Below are 23,816 nucleotides of genomic sequence, written 5' to 3'. Positions count from 1 at the left end.
TGCTTTTTTATATTTGTCCCTTAAGTTCTCCCAAATCTTAGCGCCACCTTACCTCACTACCTACAGCTTCGGTTGCAGTTATTTCAATTGCTTCTCCTTTCATTAAGGCGGTTATTGCTACTTCTAAATACTTACTTTTAACTGCATTTGCTTGGTTATTATCGTCAATTGCGCCCCGGTAACGGACTTTGCTCGTAGCATCTAGCAAAAATACCATAGGAATTGTAGGTGCGCCAAAACTGCGCGTCACGTCTTGAGTTGAATCCCACAAATAGGGAAAATTTAATTTTTGTTCGATAGCAAACTTTTTCATATTCTCAAAGCTTTCCTCTGGATCTTGGTTGCCATCGTGAGGATTGATGCCAATAAGAGTAAAACCTTGTCCTTGCATAGCAGTTTGCAAGTTTTTTAATCGCTCTACATACATTTTGACATCGGCGGAGTTATTTGCCATAAAGACAACACCCACCGCTTTAAACTTTTCTAAATAACGAGCTAAGTGGTGAACTTCAGAGTCGGTACCTCTAATTTCAAAGTCTGGGGCGTAGCTACCAATAGCTGTAGGAGTTAGTTCTAGGGAAGTCATGATTGTTAATTTAATAAAGTTAGGAATAAATTTAGATAGTGTGTGACTGATATCCAATCAGTTTATAAACTAATTTCGCTGCTGTAAATTGTGAAACTACTGAATCAACGATTGGTGCTAATTCCATTACATCGCAGCCGATCACTTCACGAGCAGCAAATACTTGAGCTAAAAACACCGTCAACTCATACCAAGTCAAGCCCCCAGGTTCAGGAGTACCAACTCCAGGTATTAAAGTTGGGTCGATGCCGTCTAAGTCAATAGTTAGAAATACTTTTTTTGTGGGAATAGAGGCGATCGCCTTTTCAATCCAATCGGTACTACCAGCAATATCTCGCGCCCGAAAAACTGTCAAGTTTTTTGCTTTAATTAAATCTGCTTCTTCTTTACAAATAGCTCTAATCCCAATTTGCACCGTAGGCAAACCCATGTCAACAATTCGCCGCATCACGCAAGCGTGATTATGGATTGAGCCTTCGTACTCGTGGCGCAAGTCTCCATGAGCATCAATTTGAACTACTGTAAACGCCTCGTTGGGGTAAGCTTGACGATAGGCTTCGACTACTCCTGTAGTAATGCTGTGTTCGCCCCCTAAAGCAATCACAAATTTGTTATCTTTAATTAGCTTAAAGACGGTTTCTTGGGTAACTTGCAGCATTTCCTCGGCAGTGATTTTGGGTAAATTGCGCGTATCGGCGATCGCCCTTGCTGTGAAAATCCCCACTTCTTTGCAAGTTTCTCGATCTAATTCTTCGTCGTAATATTCCACTTGCTGCGAGGCTTCTAAAATTGCATCGGGACCCTGTTCGCAACCGCGACGATAAGTAGTTGTAGCCTCATAAGGAATTGGTAAAATAACCACTGTTGCTTGCTCGTAGTTAGTGGCTACATCCGCTCCCATAAGTGGCATTGTCAAAGTAGAAGTTTGTCCGCTCATAATCCGTTAGCTAATATATGTAATTTTAACAATTAATAAATATAGTGAGGAGTAAAAGCCCCTCACTCCTTACACCATTAAGACGGAATCAAAGCGTCAGAATTAATTGCACTGACGGGGCTAATATTTGCCTGTGATTGAGGTAATCGTTGCAATTTAGCTCCGACTTTTAACAACTTATTTTCTAATTGTTCGTAACCGCGATCTAAATGATGCAATCCTTGAATTGTAGTTTTGCCTTGGGCGGCTAAACCCGCTAAAACTAAAGCCGCCGATGCTCTTAAATCTGTAGCTACAACTGGTGCGCCCGATAACATCGGTACACCACGAATAATCGCATGATTGTTTTTAACGCGAATATCTGCGCCCATGCGGTTTAATTCTGGGACGTGACGCAAACGGTTTTCAAATACGGTTTCGGAAACTAAACTATTGCCTTCACTTAGCGAAAGTAGTGCCATAAACTGCGCCTGCATATCTGTCGGAAAGCCAGGATAAGGCAGAGTTTCAATGTCTGTACCTCGGAGGCTACTTCCGGGAATAATTCGCAGACAGTCGGGGGAATCGGTGACTACTTGCGCCCCAATATCGCGCAACTTGGCGATCGCCGCAGTAAGATGATCGGGGATAACTGGAGAAACAGTTAGTTCAGAATAAGTAATTGCTCCAGCGATTAAGAATGTTGCCGCTTCAACGCGATCGGGAATAATCGCATAATCAGCAGTATGCAATTGAGGAACACCGCAAATAACTATAGTATTTGTCCCTGCACCCTGAATTTTTGCCCCCATCGCATTACAGAAATTGGCTAAGTCTACAACTTCTGGCTCTTGAGCGGCATTTTCAATAATTGTTTCTCCGTCAGCTAAAGTTGCTGCCATCATCAACGTTTCTGTTGCGCCGACACTGGGATAATCTAAATAAATTTTTGCTCCCTTTAATCTTTTTCTATTGCCCTTAATATAGGCATTGACCATGCCATGCTCTATTTGCACGTCAGCGCCCATTAGTTGCAGCCCTCGCACGTGCAAAGCTACAGGTCTTGCTCCAATAGTGCAACCACCAGGCAAGGGTACGCAAGCGGCTCCTAAGCGTGCCAGCAATGGGCCAATAGCAAAGAAGCTTGCTCGTAACTGACTAACCAACTCGTAGGGCGCTTGAGATTTGCCAATGGTAGTGGCATTTATATCTAAAACATCGCCAGTTTGGGTAATCTTCACACCCAAAGACAAAAGAATTTCCCCCATTAGCGTTACATCTACTAGCGCCGGAACGTTACGCAGGCGGCAATCTTCCGAGCAAAGCAAGGCGGCAACAATCAAGACTAAAGCTGAATTTTTGGCACCGCTAATTCTGACGTGACCTTTTAGTGGCGCTCCACCCCAGATTTGTAATACTGATGGGTCGGCTTCTGGGGAATTGGGGATTTTGATAGAGATGGGATTAGTAGTAATAATTTTAGCCTCCGAAATTTGTTGAGTATTTTTACATATGGGAATTTGGTCTTGATTCTACATTGATAATCGCCATCCGTAAAACTAGAAAATTCTCGGAGATTTGCACTTTGTAGGTAGTATTGCTCCTCGTGTTTATACTGCCATGAGCAAAATTAGTTTAAATTCCTCGTAAATTATAGAGCGCAAAACTTCTGTTTACTTACGTAGCTATTGACAGGAGTTTGTATATAATGGATGATTACAAATTGTCTCCAAAAAGACTTAGTAAGCGGAACTGGCGGAATTGGCAGACGCGCTAGATTCAGGTTCTAGTGCCGCAAGGCTTCCGGGTTCAAGTCCCGGGTTCCGCATTGATTCTACAGCCAAAACCCCCCAATGCTGACAAGTCTACAAAATCCCTTTGTCAAGCAACTCCGCAAACTCCATTCGGCAAAAGAACGCAAAGAACAAAATTTATTTTTGCTAGAAGGAACTCATCTAATTGAGTCTGCTTGTGCCGTTGATTATCCGTTAGTCAGCGTTTGCTGTACTGAGCAATGGCAAGCAAATCATCAAAATCTATGGGAAAATCTGGTTTTAAAAACCGATCGCCTAGAAATTGTTAGCGCCGAAGTATTGAAAGTAATCGCAACTACGGTAAACCCTGATGGCATCATTGCCACAGCAAAGCGTAAAGATCCTCACGAAACATTGCCCTGCAAGGGTTTATTACTAGCATTAGAAACCGTCCAAGATCCAGGAAATTTAGGCACAATTATTCGTACCTGTGCGGCGGCGGGGGCAGCGGGATTGTGGTTGAGTAGCGATAGTGTAGATTTAGATCATCCCAAGGTCTTAAGAGCAAGTGCTGGGCAATGGTTTCGCTTACCAATGGCAGTAAGTGACAACTTAAGCGCCACTTGCCTTGATTATCAAAAATCGGGAATACAAATTGTCTCTACTACTGCCAATGCAAAATTAACTTACTGGGAATTGGACTTACAGCGTCCGACTTTAATTTTGTTGGGGAACGAAGGTGCAGGATTATCAAATCAATTGTTAGAGATTGCTGACAAACAGGTAAGTATTCCTTTAAATGCTGGGGTGGAATCGGTAAACGTAGCGATCGCCGCCGCTTTATTACTATACGAAGCTCAACGTCAGCAATGGGTAATGGGTAATGGGTAATGGGTAATTGGTTAAGTATTGTGTCTCTATATAATGGTTTTTTCTAAAAAATTCACAATTATACCATATTTTGGTGTAATTAGTTCGATTGAGTGGCAAAATTGGGCATTTTCTCAGCATTGATAAGCAAAAATTACAAAAGAAGTCGCCAAATCCATATATCTTAAAGGTTTCATCGATCCAAATTAGGCGATCGCACCTTAGAATGATTCATTGAAATATCGAATTTACACAAGTTTCAGCGATTGTGAGTTAAATTCAGTTTATTTATCCCACAGGGCGAAATTTTGCCTGTAGTTCTTAAGGAGATTGATAATGAATAAAGGTGAATTGGTTGACGCAGTAGCAGAAAGAGCTAATGTAACCAAAAAACAAGCTGATGCGGTACTCAGCGCTGCTTTAGACTCAATTGTGGACGCGGTATCGACGGGAGACAAAGTAACTCTAGTAGGCTTTGGCTCTTTTGAAAGACGCGATCGCAAAGAACGCGAAGGACGCAACCCCAAAACTAACGAAAAGATGAGTATTCCCGCAACAAGAGTTCCGGCTTTTTCTCCAGGCAAATTGTTTAGAGAGAAAGTAGCACCCAAAGGAGACGACTAAAAGCTTGTCACAGCCTGGACATGGAGGGAATTTAGCCTGGGCAGCAGCAATGTCGGGCTGTCCTGCGGATGCAATTGTTGACTTTTCTGCCAGTATTAGTCCTTTAGGACCACCAGCTAGTGCGATTTCTGCCATCGTTGCTAATCTGGCGAACCTTAGCCATTACCCCGATCCAGACTATTGGGAACTACGGACGGCTATAGGGAAATTGCATCAATTATCCCCCGATTGGATTTTGCCGGGCAATGGCTCGGCAGAATTACTTACTTGGGCAGGCTGGGATTTAGCAACTCTTGCAGTTACGGCTTTAGTTACGCCAGCTTTTGGAGACTATAGGCGCAGTCTTGAAGCTTTTAATGCCAATATCCACCAGTTTCCGATTTTTGGTCAGCAAAAGTTAGATTCTGCTTACGTGCATTGCGATAGCACTTTTCTGTTATCTGAGCAATCAAGCCTCCACTCCTACTCTCCCTTGGAGCGGGGGCTATTGCTAAATAATCCCCACAATCCTAGTGGTAAGTTATTTTTACTGGATTCAATTGCACCTTACTTAGAAGAATTTGCCTTAGTTGTGGTAGACGAAGCTTTTATGGATTTTTTGCCGCCAGAGCAGCAACAAAGCCTAATCCCGTTAGTGGAAAAATATCCCAATTTAGTAATTTTGCGATCGCTAACTAAGTTTTACAGTTTACCAGGGCTAAGAATGGGTTATGCGATTTCTCACCCCGACCGATTAAAATTGTGGCAATCTAGGCGCGATCCTTGGTCTGTCGGCACTTTGGCGGCGGCGGCGGCGATCGCAATTATTCAAGATACAGCTTTTCAACAGCAAACTTGGGACTGGCTACCAACGGCGCGAGACTGGCTATTTACAAGCTTGTCTCAATTGCCAGGATTAACGCCTTGGGCAAGTGCGGCAAACTTTTTACTGGTACACTCCAATAGCTCGGTTAAACAGCTTCAGGAGCGCTTATTGCAGCAACACAGGATATTAATCCGCGACTGTCTGAGTTTTCCAGAGCTTGGCGACAGCTATTTTCGAGTAGCGGTGAAGTCGCAGTGCGACAACGAGCAATTAGTCAAAGCGATCGCCCAATCTATAATTAATTAACGCCATTACCTAACAAAACCTATGGCGGATTACGATTTAGTAATTATTGGTGGTTCTTTAGCAGGACGTTATGCAGCTATTTGGGCGATGGAGCAAAATAAAAAAGTTGCTCTTATCGAACCATACGAAACAACACTATTTAATTTCCTTATACCTCATGCTTTAAATCAGCTTAGGCAGAATCACCAACAATTTTTTATCCCTTCTACTTACCAAACACCTCTTAGTTGGGAAGAAGTTAGGCAATGGGTAAAAAACTTTATTGCTAACGTAGAGGAAAAATATTCTTTGGCAATACTCGCGGCGTTGGGAGTAGATGTAATTGTTGGCAATGCAGAGTTTAGCGATCGCCAATTGCTAATTAAAGCTAACAACCGCCAACTTATTGCTCGTTCTTATCTAATTGCTACCGGCGCTATACCAAAAACTATTGGACTGGATGCCAGTTATTTTACTCCCTCAAATATTGGGCAGCAATTAGCTGTAGATAGCGGGAAAAATTGGGTAATAATTGGTAACAATCCCGATAGTATTACTTGGGCGCAAATTTTAAGTAAATTGGGTTTTAAGATTACTTTAATAGCTACAGCAGCGCAAATTTTACCTAGTTTAGATGCGGATATATCTTACTTAGTCGAAGCTATCTTGGAAGCTGACGGTGTGCGGGTACTCACCGAAAAAACTATCAGCCAAATCAAAGAACTAGATGGTAAAAAATGGATTCAAGTAGGGAATGAAGCTATTGAAACTGATGAGATTTTGGTGTGTGCTGGCTATCAACCTAATATTAAAGACTTACGTTTAGAAGCCGTAAAAGTGAAATCGTATCAACGAGGTATTGAAGTAAATTCATTTTTGCAAACTACAAATCCTCAAATCTATGCCTGTGGCGAGGTAATTGGGGGTTATTCTGACGCTAACATTAATAATTACGAAGCAAAAATTGCTGTAAACAATGCTTTATTATTGCCAAAAATAAAAACTAATTATCAAAGTATTCCTTGGGCAATTGCTACCAATCCTCAAATAGCTCAAGTGGGATTTACAGAAACCAAAGCAAAACAACTTTACAGCGACAATGTTAGCGTAGTACAGCATTATTTTAAAAGTGTAGCGGCGGCGCAATTAATAGAAGAAACTACCGGAATTTATAAATTAGTTGTTCGCCGTAACGGAGAGATATTAGGAGCAACAATTATTAGTCCTCAAGCAGGGGAATTAATTAATGTTATGGCTTTAGCGATCGCCCAAAAACTGAAAATAGAGGCAATTTCTCAATTATTCCCCATCTATCCTAGTTTTTCAGAAATCTTTACTTTCGGGCGTTAAGTTCGCGCTAAAATCTTAAACGGGACAAAATAGTTACTTTGTCGGTGTCTCCCTTACCCCATTTATCCCCTACAGGTTATGCAAACCCTGACAAACCCAGCAACCTTAGACACCACCATTCACCGCCGCAAAACTCGAAGCGTCAAAGTTGGTAATATCATCATTGGCGGCGGCTATCCGGTGGTGGTGCAGTCGATGATTAATGAAGACACCTTAGATATAGATGGCTCAGTAGCTGCAATTCGTCGCCTGCATGAAATTGGCTGCGAAATTGTCCGCGTTACTGTACCGAGTATGGCTCACGCCAAAGCTTTAGCAGAAATTAAACAAAAATTAGCCCTAACGTACCAAAGCGTCCCCTTAGTTGCAGACGTGCATCATAATGGCATGAAAATCGCCCTAGAAGTTGCCAAGCACGTTGATAAAGTCCGCATCAATCCAGGATTGTACGTATTTGAAAAACCAAAAACTAGCGACTACACCCAAGCAGACTTTGACGAGATTGGGGAAAAAATCCGCGAAACCTTAGCACCATTAGTAGTATCGTTGCGCGATCGCGGAAAAGCAATGAGAATCGGTGTAAATCATGGCTCTTTAGCCGAAAGAATGCTATTTACCTACGGCGACACTCCCGAAGGCATGGTAGAATCGGCGCTAGAATTTATCCGCATCTGCGAGTCTCTAGACTTTGGCAATATCGTAATTTCCCTCAAAGCCTCCCGCGTCCCGGTAATGGTAGCAGCTTACCGCTTAATGGCGCAGCGTATGGACGCATTAGGGATGGATTACCCCTTGCATTTGGGCGTTACCGAAGCCGGAGATGGAGAGTACGGACGCATCAAGTCAACGGCGGGTATAGCACCACTTTTAGCTGATGGAATTGGCGATACAATCCGAGTATCGATCACCGAAGCCCCAGAAAAAGAAATCTCCGTTTGTTACAGCATCCTGCAAGCTTTGGGATTGCGAAAAACAATGGTAGAGTACGTTGCTTGTCCTTCCTGCGGTCGAACGCTGTTTAATTTAGAAGAAGTATTGCATGAAGTTAGAGAAGCAACCAAACACTTAACGGGTTTAGATATCGCCGTTATGGGTTGCATTGTTAACGGGCCCGGAGAAATGGCGGATGCTGATTACGGCTATGTAGGCAAGCAACCAGGCTATATTTCTTTGTATCGGGGTAGAGAAGAAATTAAAAAAGTCCCAGAAGCTGAAGGGGTTAAAGAATTGATTAATTTAATCAAAGCTGACGATCGCTGGATCGACCCCTAAAACAACAGCTAAGAGTTACTACGCAAGCCCTTGTTAGCCACTTGTGTTAAATTGGGCTTACTTACAACCTACGAGTATTTTTCTCTGGTTACAGCAGTCATTATGGCAATTTCAAAACAAGGGCTTGTTATAGGTGCAACCGCAGCAATGTTAACGGCATTCGCTGTCAATATTTCTGGCATTTACTCGCCAGGTAAAGCTTTTTTTAAAGAAAGTCCCAAACAATTAGTAGATGAAGTTTGGCAAGTTATTGATCGCAGTTATGTAGACGGGACATTTAATCAAGTAGATTGGCAAAATATCCGTAAAGAATATTTGAGTCGCACTTATACAACTAAACAGGATGCCTATAAAGCCATCCGCCAAATGCTAGAGAAGCTAGAAGATCCTTATACTCGCTTCATGGACCCGGAAGAATTTAAGAGTTTGCAAGTAGAAACTTCTGGGGAACTTTCGGGAATTGGCATTCAAATCGCCCCCGATGAAAAAACTAAGAGAATAACTGTAATTGCCCCAATGGAAGGTACTCCGGCGGCGGCGGCGGGAATTTTGGCTAAAGATATTATTACCAAAATTAACGATAAAAGCACTCAGGGGATGAATATTAATGAGGCAGTATCATTAATTCGCGGCAAGCCAGGGACAGAAGTTAATATTACTATTTTGCGAAACAAACAGCAAAGGCAGTTTCGCGTCAAAAGAGCAAAAATTGAACTGCACCCAGTCCGTTACAGCTATCAAAATAGTCCTAACGGCGGCACTGGATACATTCGCCTAAATCAGTTTAGTGCTAACGCCTCCTCAGAAATGCGTAACGCGATCAAAGATTTGGAGAAAAAAAACGTAGCCGGATATATTTTAGACTTGCGTTCTAATCCCGGCGGCTTGCTCTACTCTAGTATTGAAATTGCCCAAATGTGGCTAGATGAAGGCACAATTGTCTCTACGGTAGATAGGCGCGGCACAAAAGACTTAGAAAAAGCCAACAATCGCGCCCTTACAGATAAACCAGTAGTGGTATTAGTAGATGGTGGCTCGGCTAGTGCTAGTGAAATTCTCTCTGGCGCATTACAAGACAATAAACGCGGTGTGTTAGTTGGGACGAAAACTTTTGGGAAAGGTTTAGTGCAGTCGGTACGAAGTTTAGGCGATGGTGAGTCAGGAATGGCAGTAACGATCGCTAAATACTTTACTCCTAACGGTCGTGATATCAATAAAGCCGGAATTAAGCCCGATGTGGTATTGGAACTAACCGAAAAACAAAAAGAAAAGTTAGTAAGCGATCGCACAAAAGTAGGCACTCCCGGAGATCCTCAATACGATAAGGCTTTATCGGTACTAACTAAACAAATAGCGGCACAGCGCAGCCCTAGAGCCGAAGCTGTGCGTTAGTTTTACACTGGCTGACACTTACCAGCACGAATTAAACCAATCCGCCGCGCGATCGCGTCTTCTTTGGATAGAAAAGGGCCCCATTTTTGTTCTACTTCCGTAGCCGATGGTTCAGTCGCAATTATTTCACAATTGCCGCCCGATAACTTGACAATATACCAAATTTGTGCATCGCTCATAATTTAGAAAGAATATATTTGTATTAATGTACGGGCTGGGTAGCCCGTACCGCAAGCACTTATTTAGGACTGAAGATTTTTTCGGCTACTTTTTCGGGTACTTCTTGGAGATGGTCGTATTGCCATTGAAAAGAGCCAACACCAAGAGTAAGACTTCGCAACTCTATAATAAAGTTGAAATTCTCCGCTTGAGGTAAGTAAGCTGTAACTTTATCCCAACCTTGCCAATCATTTATTGGTTCGTAGCCTAAAATTTGTCCTCGTTTACCACTTACAAGTTGCAGCACTTTGGATGTAAATTCGCTGGGTGTGGATACTTCAATTTTGGTAATGGGTTCTAGTAAAGTTGGTTCGCCTTTCGCCATTCCCGTTTGCATGGCAATTCGCGCCGCTTGTTTAAAAGCTTGCTCCGAACTATCTACGCTGTGATAAGAGCCGCTAGTTAAAGTAACCGCAACGTCTACCACTGGAAAACCCAAACTACCACGCGTCAAATACTCCCGCACACCCATTTCTACCCCAGGGATGTATTGTTTTGGGACAACACCCCCAACAATCGTATCGCGGAAGTTAAAACCCCCACCTCTAGGCAAAGGTTCAATTTCTAAATAAACATCGCCAAACTGTCCATGACCGCCACTTTGATGCTTATAACGTCCGTGAATTGAAGCAATAGGTTTGCGGATGGTTTCTTTGTAAGGTACTTGGGGTAAATGAGTCGCCATTGGCAAGTTATATTTGCGTCGCAACCTATCTAAGGCAACTTGCAAATGAATTTCCCCTTGACCCCACAAGATAACTTCATGAGTATCGCCGTGTTGCTCCCAAGCTAAAGCCGGGTCTTCTTCTGAAAGCTTAGTCAAGGCGCTACTGAGCTTTACTTCATCGTTGCGGTTTTGGGGAGCGATCGCTATTGCGTAAACTGGAGTTATTTTAGCAGCTTTGACTAATGAAAAGCGATCGCCATTAGTTGTTAGAGTATCCCCAGTTTTGACCCCTTCTAAGCGGCTAATAGCAATGATTTCTCCCGCTTCGGCGGTATTTACAGACTTTTGTTGCTGTCCGACTAACCGATATAATCCCCCCACACGCACGCCATTTAAAACAATACCTTCTGTTAATTCACCTTGCCACACCCTTACTAGGGACATTTTCCCACCTTGGGGAGTGAAATAAGTTTTCAACACCTGCGCTAAAGGAGTAGCAATATTTTTAGGAATATTGCGCCGTTGGGCAGTAGTTTCGGGCGTAGGGGCTTCTTTTAACAGCATTTCTAATAACGGACGCACCCCATAATCAAGTTCTGCGATGCCAAATAATACCGGAACAACTAAATCTGCGCCTAATTCTAGCTTCAAGTCTTGCAAAATTTCTTCGGCGGAGGGATTAATTTCTTCTAACAATTCCTCTAACAAATGGTCGTCAAAATTTGCTAGTTCTTCCAGCATTTCTGTACGCGCGGCTTGTTCTTGTGACTTTAAAGCGGCGGGAAATGCCACTTCATCGGCAGCCGCGCCGGGGTGATAATGATAAGCTTGTTCTGTAACTAGATCGATAAATCCGCTAATATGTTCGTCTTCAGTAATGGGGTACTGGTGTGGCACAACGGGACGACTAGAAACAGATTTTAGCGCGTGCAACACATCAATAAAATTTGTGCTGGAACGATCCATTTTGTTAATAAAAACTAAGTGGGGAATTTCCCAGTCATCCAGAAACTTAAATAAAGGAGCAAGAGTCAGGACTTTTTGATGCAGTCCATGACCATTATCGCTACTTGGTTCGCAAACAACGACGGCTATATCTACACCCATCAGCGCGTTATAGGTTTCTTGGGCAAATTCTACTGAACCTGGACAATCTATAAAAGTAAAGCTAATATCTCCATATTTAGTGTTAGCCGCGCTAACTTCAACGCTCATTTGGCGCTCTTTGGCTTCGGGAGCATTATCTCCGACTGTAAAGCCATCCCTAACATTACCTTTACGAGAAATTGCTCCAGTAACGGATAGCAAACTTTCAAACAAACTGGTTTTACCGCTCAAGTAGGGACCGACAATGGCAACATTGCAAGTCCCTAGTTTCACCTTTTCTGACATAAAACCTCCTAAATGCCTTGCCTGAACAAGAGTCAATTAGTTATTAGCAAGGTCGTCATATTTAATTGACTCGATTTTTAAGAATTATCCCGCTTTTTCCTGCGTCTATTTGCGATCGTGAATTTTGCCGAAAACAATCGTAGTCTATCGTCATGTTTGACTCTAATTAGTTTAATTAAAATCAATTTTTATAGAGTTATCTTAATGTTCAGATATTGGTGTTAAAGCAATTATTGAGTTGTGTGGGGAAATTCTACCGTTACTCCAAGTTCTCCGCAAACAACAATTTAAGGTAAAAACTGCGGTAAAATTAACGGTTTGCACTAAATTATTATACTTGCACAGAGGGAGTTGTTATTATGGCGCGGATGTATTATGACACAGATGCCAATTTAGATTTATTAGCTCAAAAAACCATTGCAATTATTGGATATGGTTCTCAAGGACACGCTCACGCCCTAAATCTCAAAGATAGTGGTATGAACGTAATTGTCGGGCTGTATCCGGGTAGTAAGTCTGCGGAGAAAGCTAAAAACGCAGGTATTCCCGTGCATTCCGTCGCTGATGCGGCAAAAAGTGCTGACTTTATTATGATTTTGCTCCCTGATGAAGTGCAAAAAACTATTTATAAGCAAGAAATTGAACCACACTTAACGGCGGGAAAAGTTATCGCTTTTGCGCACGGTTTTAACATCCACTTTGGTCAAGTAGTCCCCCCAGAAGATGTTGATGTTGTTATGGTAGCGCCTAAAGGGCCAGGGCATTTAGTTCGCCGGACTTACGAACAAGGTCAAGGTGTCCCGGCTTTATTTGCCGTATATCAAGACGCAAGTGGGCAAGCGCGCGATCGCGCGATGGCTTATGCTAAAGGTATCGGTGGTACTCGCGCGGGGGTACTGGAAACTACTTTTAGAGAAGAAACCGAAACCGATTTATTTGGCGAACAAGCGGTACTGTGTGGCGGATTGAGCGCCTTAATCAAGGCAGGTTTTGAAACCCTTGTAGCGGCCGGCTACCAACCAGAACTAGCTTATTTTGAATGTCTGCACGAAGTTAAACTAATCGTTGACTTGATTGTAGAAGGTGGACTTGCAAAAATGCGTGATAGCATCTCTAATACCGCAGAGTACGGGGATTATACTCGCGGGCCGAGAATTGTTACCGACGAAACTAAAGCAGAGATGCGGAAGATTTTGCAAGAAATTCAATCGGGACAATTTGCGCGAGATTTTGTGTTGGAAAACCAAGCCGGGAAGCCCGGATTTACAGCTATGCGCCGCCAGGAAGCCGAACACCCCATTGAGGAGGTTGGTAAAGATTTACGAGCGATGTTTAGTTGGATGAAAAAAGACTAGAAGTCAATAAATCTGTAGAGATATTTTAAAAAATGTCTCTACACAAAGTTGGGGCGATGTTGATTCCAAGGATTAGCAGCTTCTAACTGTGCTGCAAGACTAATTATTGTAGCTTCGGCGGCGGGACGACCAATTAATTGAATGCCTAGGGGTAAACCTACCGAATCAAAACCTGTAGGTAGTGCGATCGCACTTTGTCCAGTAGCATTAAAAGGCGGACAAGGTGCAACCCAATTAATAATTTTCTCAAAAGTCTCCTGGGGGCTAAGATTTGCCCACTCGCCAACTTTAATAGTTGGGTGCATATAAGTAGGTAAAACTAATACGTCAATCGTGTCAAAAAACGCCACAATTTTTCGAGCGATTACTTGCATTTGTGCCACTGCCCGCAAATAATCTCCCGCCGAACCTGTTTGATCGTAAAGCCATTGATTCATCGGTTGCAATACTTGTTTGGGAATACCTGAATAAGCAACCCCAGCTTGCCATACAGTCGTAAATGGTTCAGTCAAGCCCGTAAAATCGGGACAACTTTGTTCCACACTATGCCCTAAATCTGTTAAAACTTTGACTGTATCTAAAACTGCTTGTTTGCACTGATTTTCAACTTCTCCTAACGGCGGGATGCTGGTAGAGAAAGCAATTTTTAAAGGTTTTGGGGTTTGATTTGCAGCGCTCAAAAACGATGTTTCCGGCGCTGGTAGCCAATAAGGATCGCCCGTTACATAACCCGCCATCACATCAAGCATAGCCGCTCCGTCGGCTACCGTCCGCGTCAAAGACCCTATAGCAGGAATTCCACTTAAAAGATCCCCCACAGGTGCGTAAGATATACGCCCTCTAGAAGGCTTAATCCCGACCAGTCCGCAGCAAAACGCTGGGCCGCGTACCGAACCGCCGCCATCTGAACCAATCGCCACCGCAGATAAACCCGCCGCCACCGCCGCCGCACTACCGCCGCTAGAACCTCCGGCGGTATAGTCCAAATTCCAAGGATTGCGCGTCGGTGGAAAACTCATTGGTTCAGTGTAAGGAAAAGAACCAAGTTCAGAAGTAGCCGTTTTACCTAAAATAATAAATCCAGCTTGTTTGAGGCGGGTAATGACACCATCATCGTAGGTTGCTATATTGTCCATTAAAGCCGGAGTTCCGTAAGTACAGCGCACCCCAGCAACGGGATTAAGGTCTTTAATTGCTATGGGTACGCCAAAAAAAGGCGGTAATTGGGTGCGACTATTAGCTAATAATTCGGTTTTAACTTTAGCTTCAGCGATCGCACTTTCTGCCATTACCGTAAAATAACTACCAAGCTGGCTATCTAACTGCTCAATACGTTGTAAATACAGGTTTACTAATTCTAAAGGCGATACTTGGCGACTATTAACTAATTGCGCTTGAGTAAGGGCAGAACTAAAGGCTAAATCAATTTGATTCATAGACTTATAGGAAAGGATTAAGGTACAGCAGAAATAGCTATAACTGATTGGGTAGCTTATCGCAAGATATCGCAATTATCTATCGTTTGAAAGCGATCGCGCAACTTTAACTTACCGCGTATACAAATAAGAACGACGGAAAGTTTTATTTATAATGGTAAATCTTGTAACCTGCATTTTGCTAAAGTTTTATTTATCAAGTTTCTAATTGATATTCTTTCAATATCGCTTGCCAAATTTCAATATGCTATTTTTTTACTTCTGTTGATTTTTTTACGACATCCAAAACTAAGTTACGGTCAATAGCAATATTGTGTTTAATTTCAATCATTTCAAAAGGTGTTTCGTCGTTGTTCCAAATCTCAATATCTCCGTAACCGTGTTTGTCGGCAGAAGTATGGACATTTAAAGGTTTTAAAACTTTCCCTTCGTATCGTTTTATAGTTTTGAATAATTGAATATATGCTGAGTAAATAGCAATTACAGGCAGCCTCGAACCTAGTTTGCTGTCAAAATGTTTTGTCAACATAGCTATTACACTGTTTATATTTAATACATCTGAGAAGTAAATATTTTCCAAAGTTTCATCAAAAACCGTTTGATGTTGTCTAGAGAGAAAATGAAGTCGAAACAGGATATAAGTTAAACAATCTCTCAGATCAAAGGACAAATTTTGTATTTTATCCATTAAAGCTAAGAATGGCTCGATTAAATTTTTGCTTCTAAAAGGTAGCTTTTTACCTTCCGTTAAATTCCAAACAATTTCAGCACGAGTGGCTTTTGTTAAAAAGGCAGTTTCCTTGTTAGCATAGGTCGGAAAGTATTTTTTAAAAAAAGGTGTTGTAACTTTTGTATCTAAGCCTCTAGCTGAGTAACCATTTTCAAGTTTTTTCATGTGGTAACGTATATCTTGTTCTGGTGAAATTATCTTCTTTAAAAGGCTAGTTATAATTACTTGAATCAAAGATTTGTCAGTGTCAATTTTTTCAATAAATATATTTACGCTAGATTTGATGTTGTCTGAAATTTCCTTGGAGGTTTCGTTATTTGCTTTTGCTAATGCTTTTAGATAACTTTCTTCAAGTATGTCTATTGGATTCATATAAAAAATTCTTGTTGAATAGAAGCTTGTTTTAGTCTTTGATTTGTAAGACTTACATATTTTGAATTTATTTCGATTCCTGTAAAATTTCGACCTAAAGCTTTTGCTGCTAGACAGGTTGTTCCACTTCCGCAAAATGGATCGAGAACTATATCTCCTTCTTTGCTTAAAAGTTTAATTAATTCTTGAATAATATATGAAGGATAAACGGCAGGATGATGATTGTTTTTTGTAATTTCGACAGGACTTTCAATAACGTCTTTTTTCATACGATTGCCCAAAATTTTAATAATGGTAAAACCATTGTTCTTTATTTGATTATTTCGTCCACCGTCTTGTCCCCCGTATGCTAGTTTATGGATACCTCGTATTTTCATCCTGAAACCAACAATCTCACCTTTATGAGTTAAATTGATTACTTCGTTTAGCTCATGCTTGGCTTTTATTTTTTCATTTTCGCTTAAATCGGAATTTTGGATTAGCTGAAAATACTTTTTACCCAGATTTTCCGATGGCTTATTATTACTGTTTTTATTAATATCATCTAAATGACTTAAATAATTTTTTAAATCAAAATAATAATCTTTGGACTTGGCGAAAATAAAAAAAGGCTCGGTTGCTTGAATCAATTTTCGTTTTTCTTGGCGCGGTGTTGGATTTAGCTTTGCCCAAGTTAATTGGTTAATGAGAAAAGCACTGTTATTTTCATTGGCTTTGATAGCAAATTTATAAGGAATTAATGACAGTTTACCATTTAAGTACTTGTCTCCAAGATTATAAACAATTGAGCCTGTTTTTTTAGTAACCCTAATACATTCGTTAAAAACCTTTAGTAGATTTTCCAGATAATCGTTTTCCGTTGTTTCGTTTCCTATTCCAAGTTCACCATTTCCATAATCTCGCTGTTGGAAATAAGGTGGTGAAGTAATAATTAAATCAACGCATTCATCTTCAAATTGTTTTAAGATTTGAAGACTATCACCCCTAATAATCGCGTTTTTTATATTCAACATAAAGTCTTAAAGTTCAATTGTACATTGAGATTTAGCGCAATTTTAATTTTGCTAAACTTGGGGGAATTAAAACTTATTAAAGAGCTTGGGCAAGTTTTTGTTACTTGTAGATAAGGATTTGCCAGCATTTGTGTAATTTGATGAGTATGTGTTTAAGCAAAGTTAAAAAATTAAGCAGGTTTAGCAAATCTATCCCAAACCCAAACCAATCCCGCCCCCACAACTTCCGCCAAAATACTAATTAGACGGTACAAAGCTACAACACTCAAAATAAGTCCGGGAGAAAATAAAGCCCCAAGTAATGCAGTAGCTGTGGCTTCAAATACGCCAATTCCTCCCGGCGCTCCAGGGACAACTAAACCAAGCAACCAAGCTAGGCTAAAACTACTAATTAAAATCGGAATTTGATTAATATTGACTGAATGTAGCGCCGTAAAAGTTAACACAAACCCTGCGCCTCGCAATCCTAAAAAGCCTAATTCGCCTAATAAGGGTAAAAAAGGATAATGCTCGATCTTCTGGAGATTATCACCTTTGTTTTTGAGCTTGCTAACAAGCTTAATACCTTGATTGAGAATGAGCGGATGAATAGCAATTAAAACGATCGCACTCATAAAAACTTGCAATAGTCTATTTTGCGATGTTCCAACTAAAGCGACAATTAAAGCGGCGGCGGCTAGTATTAGCGGCTCTAATAAAACGCTTATTGTGGCGATGCTAGTGGGAATATTCGCTTCTGTTGCTAACCGAATCCGCCCGTAATAATGCCAAATATTACCAGGAATATATTTAGCAATATTTGTTGTTAGGTAAACTCGAACAGCCCAAAAACCGCTAACTTTTTGATTGAGAGTCTGAAAAATCCAACTCCATACCCACCCTGTCCAAATATGTGCGACTAACGTTACTCCTAAAGCACTACCTAAATAAAGCCAGCCTGTAGAACTTATTTTAATTTGCGCTACTTCTTGCCAATTGTCTTTAAGAGCTTTGGCTAAGAAAAATAACACCGCGCCGAGAATTAGCCAGCGCCCTAAAGATTTTAGCTTCATTTATTGTTTTGAAGACAGCGAATTGCATCTATTAAACCTCTAGCTTTATTTAAGGTTTCTATATACTCTTTTTGGGGGTCGGAATCTGCCACAATACCCGCCCCTGCTTGGACGCTGACGGTGCGATCGCGTAGTACCATAGTCCGTATTGCGATCGCGCTATTTAACTGTCCTTCAAAGTCGTAGTAGCCGTAAACCCCCGAATATACACCCCGTCTACTTGTTTCAAGTTCGTTGATAATTTCCATTGCTCTAATTTTCGGTGCGCCGCTTACTGTCCCCGCCGGAAAACAAGCTTTGAGTAAGTCCCAAGCGGTTTTGTTGGGATCTAGTTGTCCCACTACATTACTCACAATGTGCATGACGTGAGAATAGCGCTCGATTACCATTAATTCGTCAACTTTTACCGTCCCAAAAATACAGGCTCTACCCAAGTCATTGCGCCCTAAGTCAACGAGCATAACGTGTTCGGCGATTTCTTTAGGATCTTGCAGCAATTCTTGAGCTAGCATTGCGTCTTCCTGGGGAGTTTTGCCACGCGGACGAGTACCAGCAATAGGGCGCAAAGTAGCTAAAATTCCTCCCATTGGGTCAATTTCCGCTTTTACCATCACTTCAGGACTAGAGCCGATTATCTGCCAAGATTGGAAATTAAAATAAGCCATGTAAGGCGATGGATTAATTAGCCGTAAAGAGCGATAAAGATCGAAAGGTTCTCCCGTATACTGCGCCTTTAGTTGCTGAGATAAAACAACTTGAAAAATATCCCCAGCTTTGATGTAATCTTTGGCAGTTTGGACATTAGCACAAAAATCTGCCTCAGAAATATTACTAACGTACTCTAGAGGCTGAGAAGAACTTTGCGGCGGATTCCAGTCTAAAACGGTGTTTTTGGTGTCGAGGGGTGATTGTAGCTTGCTAATTAGGGCAGTAACGCGATCGCCCGCTTGCTGATAAGCCTGTTGCAAATCCACATTTGGATCTCGCAAATCTGCGTAAGAAATTGCCCAAATTTTCCGCTTTACTTGGTCAAAAATCAGTAATTGGTCTATTTGCATCCACAAGCCATCGGGCAAATCGTCTTCTGTCGCCGGATGAATGGGGACGCGCTTTTCCATCCATTTAATTAGCTCGTAACCCCAAAAGCCAAACAAACCCCCAATTCCGGGCGGTAACTGCGGCAACTTGACCGGGTGAAAAGATTTGATACATTGAGTCAAAGTTACAAACGGATCGCCCGTAAAGGTTTCAATAGTGCCATCTCGATGAGTTTGGGTAGTAAATTCGCCCTTATTTTCTAAAATCCATAACGGATCGCAGCCTAAAAAACTATAACGCCCGATATTTTCCCCACCTTCTACTGATTCCAACAAAAAACTATAAGGCTGCTCTGAGCAAACTTTATACCAAGCTGAAACCGGGGTATCTAAGTCAGCCACCCATTCTTGATACACGGGTACAAAATTGCCAATAGTCGATAGCTCAGAAAATTGAGAAAAATTAGGAAAGATCATAACAGTTTTTTGAGGGCAAAAAATCCCATAATTACAAAAAAATCAGCCTCGGTAATAGAACACCGAGACTAATTTAAACTAACCAGTTATTGGCTACTAAAGCTTTAAGAACCAGCTTTTTTAGCTTCTGGTGATTTTGGTAGTTCTGCGTCAAAAGAATAAATGCCGCTAAACTTCAACTTAGCTGAATCGGGGTTTCTGCCAATATTGCGGTCTACATAACGAACTTTTTCCCGACCTGGATTTACTTTCTCAGGGAATACGCCATCTTTGGGATGCAAGTATTCCACTTCGCCGCTAGGATAAATCCGGTAGATTTTGTAGTCCGTAATTTTGAACTTTGTCCGCAATTGCTGACCACCGATCGCAATTCCATACTCCTTACGAGCCAAGTATAGAAGGTTTTTGCCTTGCCGCATGATGGCAGAGCCACCCGTTGGCATTTCAAATACTTGCTCTTTGGGGCTAGTCCAGGTAATCGCGTACTTTTCTTCTCTGTCCGCCTTAGTTAGCAAGCCGCCAGTGCTGCCGCCAAATATCGGAGTTTGTCCAGAAAGTTCTTCTGCCATAAATGACTCTCGCAAACCGTTTTAGGGCATCGTATCACTGACTTCGCGCTTTAATTGCGTCTATGCAAGAAACCGTTACAACTTCTTTGCTTTTTTACTACTACGCGGTTCTACGGGTTTAGAAATCGCCATCGGAATTGTAAAATGAAACTTGCTACCTTGGTCTTTACCGATAGACTCTGCCCAAATTTGACCGCCCCAACCATGAACAATTTGGCGACAAATTGCCAACCCTAACCCTGTACCGCCCACAGTCCGGCGCAAAGAACCTTCTTCTTGATAAAAGCGGTCAAAGACAAGTTCTAGTCGCCCATTTTCGATTCCGCGTCCGGTATCTGTGACTGTAACTACGAGGTTTTTTTTATCTTGGCAAGCGGCGGAAATTGTAATTTCTCCTTGAGGGGGAGTAAATTTACTGGCGTTATCTAGTAGCTTAGATATGACTTCTACTAGCCAATCTCCATCGGCTCTAACTAAAGGTAATTGCTCGGATACTTGGCTGGTGATTCTGGGTTTATCTTCCACGCTGACACGGCTACGCGTCCGGCTTAAAGCAAGTTCTACGCATTCCTCTAAAGATAATGATTCGGGATGCCATTGGACTTGTCCGCTTTCTAAAGAGGAAAGAGTTAAAAAGTCTTGCACTAATTTCCGCATCCGTTCGGAGTCCGATAAGGCGGTACTGAGCATGACTTCGCGCAATTCCCAAGGCATATCTGGCTCTGTTGCTAGGCTTTCAAGGCAAACTTGAATTGTCGATAAAGGTGTCCGCAATTCGTGACCGGTAATGGCGATTAAGTTGCTACGAGTGCGATCGAGGGCTTCTAGTTGTTGGTTAAGGTCTTCTAAATTAGCGTAAGCCTCGGCTTGAATTAAGGCGGCGGCGATTTGAGTTGCGATCGCTTCCACTAAGGAAATTTCGTTTTCTTGCCAGGGATGAGGCATAGCTCCGCAATGATGCAACTCTATAATTCCTAATAACCTACTTTGGTATAGCACGGGAACTATTAGCCAAGAACGCAGAGCAAAGAGTTCTACAATCCTTTTTAGAGTTACGGAACTGGTAATGCGATCGTCGGTTTGGGTATCTACAATCGCTATACTTTCTTTGTGCTGCACTATTTCTTGAAATAAAGAATGCTGTTGCAGTTGTAAAGTTTGTCCAACAATAGATGTTATCCCCGGCTTTAAAAACTCGTGAGTAATAGTTGCCGTTGTTTCCGTTGCTGCCGCGCGGTAGATTAAACAACGACACACAAATAATGCTTGTCCTAATTCTTCCACCGCTACAGCGAGAATTTCCTGGGGATGCAATGGTTGTCCGTTGTTACTTCCGCGCCGAATAGCGGCGGTAATTGAGTTGACAAGGCGCTCTTTACGTTCTTGCTCGGCGATTGAACCGTAAGCTTTTAATAATTTATATTGCCCTGCTTGCAAATAAGTCACCAAACGCTGCACAAAAGGATCGGGATCGATGGTGGAAAAGCCAAGCTCTGAGACAGTTTTAGGCTGAGATTTTTTTAACGATTTCCGCTTAGGAGGACGGGCTAAACCAAAATTATCTCGTGCTTGCTCGATTTTGCTACTTAATTCTGGTCTGTAGCTAAGAATTCTTGCTAATAACAATTCCGCAGCTTTAAAACTAACAGTGCGATCGCTCGTCCATATGCCCTCAAATTGGCGCGATGGGTCGATATCAAAACTATTAGGCAAAGGCGACTTCTTTTTGGTGGGATTCATAAACCGCTCTCTACATACCAAGCAAGTTGCGTATTGCTGTCCAATTATCACTAAATGCCACTCTTGACTTAAAGCATCTTCCAAATCAAAAGCGATCGTTTCATAAAAACCCGAAGCGTTAGTAAAATCGGTTTCTAAAGCCGATAGCACATAAACTTGGTCAGTCCTTTGGGCAATGCGCCTGTAACGATGAGCTTCTTGGCGATAATAACGTTCCCTTTGAAAACTAGCAATCAGCAAAGGATGGTCAGTATTAGCGGCTAATACTCGATCTTCCATCGCATGGGAAAGAGCGGTTAAAGAAGCCTTGAAATAAAGCTGAGGTCGAAGTTGGGGTATGGCGTTTAGCAGATCGCTCAACACGGAAACCGTAGAAATGCTCATAGCTTGTCTTTCATTGCGCGTTGCATCTTAACTACTTTCCAGTTGCCGAAGTTCGCTTGCTTTGCTTGTTATAGCTATCTGGAATTGGGAATCATAGCGGCTAAGGGCAAAAAGCCACCCTAACTAATCTTCTTTATTTATCCTACCTAAGAAGCGTTAAGTCTTTTACCTTTGCTCTATCGGGTTTAGTTACTCAAATTCGATCTACACTCTATATTTGCTATACCTGTCAATGTTATATCTTCTTTAAGGAATGGTTCGATTAAAGATGTTTTCCCTAACTTAGGGTGACAAGTTTACCCGCTTTTCCGCGATCGCAAAGTTTGGGTTTTCTGCCTTTGCTTTGCTATTTTTTGCCGCTATTAACCTATGAAAATTGCTCAAATTGCTCCATTATGGGAGCGCGTCCCCCCTTTTCGCTACGGCGGTATTGAACTAATTGTTAGCTTGCTTAGTGATGAATTAGTCCGCCAAGGTCATGAAGTTACTTTGTTTGCCTCTGGTGACTCCGTTACTACAGGCAAACTTAAATCCGTTCACGACCAAGCCCTAAGACTCGATCCTAATATTAAAGAGCCAGGGCTATACGAACAAATGATGTTGCACGATGTCTACAGACAGGCACATCATTTTGATATTATTCATTCTCATGTTGGCTGTGCGGCGCTTCCTTATAGCAGTTTTGTCAAAACTCCGACAGTCCATACCATGCACGGGATTTTTACCCCAGACAACGAAAAGATGTTTCGTCAGTTTGCCTGGCAGCCTTATATTAGTATTAGCGAAGCTCAAAGAGAACCTCGGTTAGGCTTAAACTACATTCATACGGTTTACAACGGTATTGATACTAAGGCTTATCCTTTTAATGCTACCCCCACCGAACCTGCTTATCTTGCTTTTGTCGGACGGCTTTCGCCAGAAAAAGGTCCCGTGCAAGCAATTGAAATTGCTCGTGCTAGTGGTTTACCGTTAAAAATGGCTGGTAAAATTGATGCTGTCGATCGCGCTTTTTACGCAGAACAGCTAGAATCGCACATTGATGGGGAGCAAATTCAGTATTTGGGGGAAGTTTCCCACGATGAAAAAGTGGCGCTGTTGAGCGGTGCTACGGCGACTTTGTTTCCGATTACCTGGCGCGAACCTTTTGGGCTAGTAATGATTGAATCTATGGCGACGGGAACTCCTGTCATTGGTATGGCTTTAGGTTCTGTACCCGAAGTTATTGCTCACGAAAAAACCGGGTTTGTCTGTCATTCTATGGAAAAAATGATTGAATCGGTTTCATTAGTTAATAAATTAGATCGCCAAACTTGCCGCGATTATGTTGTCAACCATTTTAGTGTTGAATCAATGACTGAGCAGTATCTCAGAGCTTTTGGAATAGCGCTAACTTCCGCCAACCGCGAGAAAAATTAGCGTTGCCGTCTGTTTGCAAGGATTTTGCGATCGCTCAAAATCCTTGTAATACTTCTAATTATTTAGATTTCCAGACCTAAGGCGACTTTTGCTTTAGAACCTC

General features: G+C 41.9%; 20 protein-coding genes and 1 tRNA gene. 9 read left to right on the top strand and 12 right to left on the bottom strand.

Features of this window, described 5'->3' with window-relative positions:
* Window positions 1-37: 37 nt before the first annotated feature.
* From SYN7509_RS0220720 to murA, 3 genes are all read right to left on the bottom strand, one after another.
* Window positions 38-586: a thioredoxin family protein gene (locus SYN7509_RS0220720; protein WP_009633561.1), complete on the bottom strand. Its 549-nt coding sequence runs from the start codon at window positions 584-586 to the stop codon at window positions 38-40.
* A 31-nt stretch (window positions 587-617) separates the two neighbouring features.
* Window positions 618-1,523, bottom strand: coding sequence for an agmatinase (speB, locus tag SYN7509_RS0220715; RefSeq protein ID WP_009633562.1), 906 nt, complete (start codon window positions 1,521-1,523; stop codon window positions 618-620).
* 77 nt (window positions 1,524-1,600) lie between these two features.
* On the bottom strand, window positions 1,601-2,962 hold the full coding sequence (gene murA / locus SYN7509_RS0220710) for a UDP-N-acetylglucosamine 1-carboxyvinyltransferase (protein ID WP_227501570.1): 1,362 nt from the start codon (window positions 2,960-2,962) through the stop codon (window positions 1,601-1,603).
* 286 nt (window positions 2,963-3,248) lie between these two features.
* On the opposite strand from murA, the gene SYN7509_RS0220705 reads away from it, so the two are divergent.
* The 7 genes from SYN7509_RS0220705 to ctpC all read left to right on the top strand — a co-directional run bounded on the left by SYN7509_RS0220705 (window position 3,249) and on the right by ctpC (window position 9,854).
* Window positions 3,249-3,330: transfer RNA gene (locus SYN7509_RS0220705), tRNA-Leu, on the top strand.
* A 25-nt stretch (window positions 3,331-3,355) separates the two neighbouring features.
* Window positions 3,356-4,147 (top strand): TrmH family RNA methyltransferase, encoded by a 792-nt coding sequence (locus SYN7509_RS0220700; protein WP_009633564.1) that lies wholly within the window; start codon window positions 3,356-3,358, stop codon window positions 4,145-4,147.
* Window positions 4,148-4,462: 315 nt separating this feature from the next.
* Window positions 4,463-4,750 (top strand): HU family DNA-binding protein, encoded by a 288-nt coding sequence (locus tag SYN7509_RS0220695; RefSeq protein WP_009633565.1) that lies wholly within the window; start codon window positions 4,463-4,465, stop codon window positions 4,748-4,750.
* A 4-nt stretch (window positions 4,751-4,754) separates the two neighbouring features.
* Complete coding sequence (gene cobD / locus SYN7509_RS0220690; RefSeq protein ID WP_009633566.1) at window positions 4,755-5,861, top strand: threonine-phosphate decarboxylase CobD; 1,107 nt, start codon at window positions 4,755-4,757, stop codon at window positions 5,859-5,861.
* Between the two features lie 21 nt (window positions 5,862-5,882).
* Window positions 5,883-7,190: a dihydrolipoyl dehydrogenase family protein gene (locus tag SYN7509_RS26530; protein WP_009633567.1), complete on the top strand. Its 1,308-nt coding sequence runs from the start codon at window positions 5,883-5,885 to the stop codon at window positions 7,188-7,190.
* Window positions 7,191-7,268: 78 nt separating this feature from the next.
* Window positions 7,269-8,462: a (E)-4-hydroxy-3-methylbut-2-enyl-diphosphate synthase gene (ispG, locus tag SYN7509_RS0220680; protein ID WP_009633568.1), complete on the top strand. Its 1,194-nt coding sequence runs from the start codon at window positions 7,269-7,271 to the stop codon at window positions 8,460-8,462.
* Window positions 8,463-8,564: 102 nt separating this feature from the next.
* A complete protein-coding gene (gene ctpC / locus SYN7509_RS0220675) occupies window positions 8,565-9,854 on the top strand; it encodes a carboxyl-terminal processing protease CtpC (RefSeq protein ID WP_009633569.1) in 1,290 nt (429 codons plus the stop codon).
* Between the two features lie 2 nt (window positions 9,855-9,856).
* Here ctpC and SYN7509_RS30525 read toward each other — a convergent pair whose 3' ends face one another.
* Together SYN7509_RS30525 and SYN7509_RS0220665 are read right to left on the bottom strand one after the other, a co-directional pair.
* Window positions 9,857-10,033 (bottom strand): hypothetical protein, encoded by a 177-nt coding sequence (locus SYN7509_RS30525; RefSeq protein WP_009633570.1) that lies wholly within the window; start codon window positions 10,031-10,033, stop codon window positions 9,857-9,859.
* A 59-nt stretch (window positions 10,034-10,092) separates the two neighbouring features.
* A complete protein-coding gene (locus SYN7509_RS0220665; protein ID WP_009633571.1) occupies window positions 10,093-12,132 on the bottom strand; it encodes an elongation factor G in 2,040 nt (679 codons plus the stop codon).
* 359 nt (window positions 12,133-12,491) lie between these two features.
* On the opposite strand from SYN7509_RS0220665, the gene ilvC reads away from it, so the two are divergent.
* Window positions 12,492-13,487 (top strand): ketol-acid reductoisomerase, encoded by a 996-nt coding sequence (gene ilvC, locus SYN7509_RS0220660; RefSeq protein ID WP_009633572.1) that lies wholly within the window; start codon window positions 12,492-12,494, stop codon window positions 13,485-13,487.
* 38 nt (window positions 13,488-13,525) lie between these two features.
* Here ilvC and SYN7509_RS0220655 read toward each other — a convergent pair whose 3' ends face one another.
* From SYN7509_RS0220655 to SYN7509_RS0220625, 7 genes are all read right to left on the bottom strand, one after another.
* Entirely contained in the window at window positions 13,526-14,923 is a 1,398-nt protein-coding gene (locus tag SYN7509_RS0220655) for an amidase (protein ID WP_009633573.1), read from the bottom strand.
* A gap of 247 nt (window positions 14,924-15,170) precedes the next feature.
* The gene (locus SYN7509_RS0220650) at window positions 15,171-16,025 is read right to left on the bottom strand and encodes a hypothetical protein (protein ID WP_009633574.1); all 855 of its coding nucleotides are present in this window, start codon (window positions 16,023-16,025) and stop codon (window positions 15,171-15,173) included.
* Complete coding sequence (locus SYN7509_RS0220645; protein WP_009633575.1) at window positions 16,022-17,038, bottom strand: DNA-methyltransferase; 1,017 nt, start codon at window positions 17,036-17,038, stop codon at window positions 16,022-16,024. Before SYN7509_RS0220645 ends, SYN7509_RS0220650 begins: the two co-directional genes overlap by 4 nt.
* 170 nt (window positions 17,039-17,208) lie before the next feature.
* A complete protein-coding gene (locus SYN7509_RS0220640) occupies window positions 17,209-18,090 on the bottom strand; it encodes a lysylphosphatidylglycerol synthase domain-containing protein (RefSeq protein WP_009633576.1) in 882 nt (293 codons plus the stop codon).
* Entirely contained in the window at window positions 18,087-19,604 is a 1,518-nt protein-coding gene (gene trpE, locus SYN7509_RS0220635) for an anthranilate synthase component I (protein WP_009633577.1), read from the bottom strand. The genes SYN7509_RS0220640 and trpE overlap by 4 nt, the downstream gene beginning before the upstream one ends.
* 104 nt (window positions 19,605-19,708) lie before the next feature.
* Window positions 19,709-20,173: a photosystem I reaction center subunit II PsaD gene (locus SYN7509_RS0220630; protein ID WP_009633578.1), complete on the bottom strand. Its 465-nt coding sequence runs from the start codon at window positions 20,171-20,173 to the stop codon at window positions 19,709-19,711.
* A gap of 75 nt (window positions 20,174-20,248) precedes the next feature.
* Window positions 20,249-22,297 (bottom strand): DICT sensory domain-containing protein, encoded by a 2,049-nt coding sequence (locus SYN7509_RS0220625; RefSeq protein WP_009633579.1) that lies wholly within the window; start codon window positions 22,295-22,297, stop codon window positions 20,249-20,251.
* Between the two features lie 369 nt (window positions 22,298-22,666).
* On the opposite strand from SYN7509_RS0220625, the gene SYN7509_RS0220620 reads away from it, so the two are divergent.
* The gene (locus SYN7509_RS0220620; RefSeq protein WP_009633580.1) at window positions 22,667-23,713 is read left to right on the top strand and encodes a glycosyltransferase family 4 protein; all 1,047 of its coding nucleotides are present in this window, start codon (window positions 22,667-22,669) and stop codon (window positions 23,711-23,713) included.
* Window positions 23,714-23,816 lie beyond the last annotated feature (103 nt).

This window comes from Synechocystis sp. PCC 7509 (assembly GCF_000332075.2).
Classification (GTDB): domain Bacteria; phylum Cyanobacteriota; class Cyanobacteriia; order Cyanobacteriales; family Chroococcidiopsidaceae; genus Aliterella.
The sequence above is the reverse complement of the archived record's forward strand: the minus strand, read 5'-3'. Positions and strand labels throughout refer to the sequence as shown.

What these genes read in the sequence shown, in the direction of transcription:
- SYN7509_RS0220720 (WP_009633561.1), bottom strand. Translation starts at nt 586, where the DNA reads ATGACTTCCCTAGAACTAACTCCTACAGCTATTGGTAGCTACGCCCCA.
- speB (WP_009633562.1), bottom strand. Translation starts at nt 1,523, where the DNA reads ATGAGCGGACAAACTTCTACTTTGACAATGCCACTTATGGGAGCGGAT.
- SYN7509_RS0220700 (WP_009633564.1), top strand. Translation starts at nt 3,356, where the DNA reads ATGCTGACAAGTCTACAAAATCCCTTTGTCAAGCAACTCCGCAAACTC.
- SYN7509_RS0220695 (WP_009633565.1), top strand. Translation starts at nt 4,463, where the DNA reads ATGAATAAAGGTGAATTGGTTGACGCAGTAGCAGAAAGAGCTAATGTA.
- SYN7509_RS26530 (WP_009633567.1), top strand. Translation starts at nt 5,883, where the DNA reads ATGGCGGATTACGATTTAGTAATTATTGGTGGTTCTTTAGCAGGACGT.
- ispG (WP_009633568.1), top strand. Translation starts at nt 7,269, where the DNA reads ATGCAAACCCTGACAAACCCAGCAACCTTAGACACCACCATTCACCGC.
- ctpC (WP_009633569.1), top strand. Translation starts at nt 8,565, where the DNA reads ATGGCAATTTCAAAACAAGGGCTTGTTATAGGTGCAACCGCAGCAATG.
- SYN7509_RS30525 (WP_009633570.1), bottom strand. Translation starts at nt 10,033, where the DNA reads ATGAGCGATGCACAAATTTGGTATATTGTCAAGTTATCGGGCGGCAAT.
- SYN7509_RS0220665 (WP_009633571.1), bottom strand. Translation starts at nt 12,132, where the DNA reads ATGTCAGAAAAGGTGAAACTAGGGACTTGCAATGTTGCCATTGTCGGT.
- ilvC (WP_009633572.1), top strand. Translation starts at nt 12,492, where the DNA reads ATGGCGCGGATGTATTATGACACAGATGCCAATTTAGATTTATTAGCT.
- SYN7509_RS0220655 (WP_009633573.1), bottom strand. Translation starts at nt 14,923, where the DNA reads ATGAATCAAATTGATTTAGCCTTTAGTTCTGCCCTTACTCAAGCGCAA.
- SYN7509_RS0220650 (WP_009633574.1), bottom strand. Translation starts at nt 16,025, where the DNA reads ATGAATCCAATAGACATACTTGAAGAAAGTTATCTAAAAGCATTAGCA.
- SYN7509_RS0220645 (WP_009633575.1), bottom strand. Translation starts at nt 17,038, where the DNA reads ATGTTGAATATAAAAAACGCGATTATTAGGGGTGATAGTCTTCAAATC.
- SYN7509_RS0220640 (WP_009633576.1), bottom strand. Translation starts at nt 18,090, where the DNA reads ATGAAGCTAAAATCTTTAGGGCGCTGGCTAATTCTCGGCGCGGTGTTA.
- trpE (WP_009633577.1), bottom strand. Translation starts at nt 19,604, where the DNA reads ATGATCTTTCCTAATTTTTCTCAATTTTCTGAGCTATCGACTATTGGC.
- SYN7509_RS0220630 (WP_009633578.1), bottom strand. Translation starts at nt 20,173, where the DNA reads ATGGCAGAAGAACTTTCTGGACAAACTCCGATATTTGGCGGCAGCACT.
- SYN7509_RS0220625 (WP_009633579.1), bottom strand. Translation starts at nt 22,297, where the DNA reads ATGAGCATTTCTACGGTTTCCGTGTTGAGCGATCTGCTAAACGCCATA.
- SYN7509_RS0220620 (WP_009633580.1), top strand. Translation starts at nt 22,667, where the DNA reads ATGAAAATTGCTCAAATTGCTCCATTATGGGAGCGCGTCCCCCCTTTT.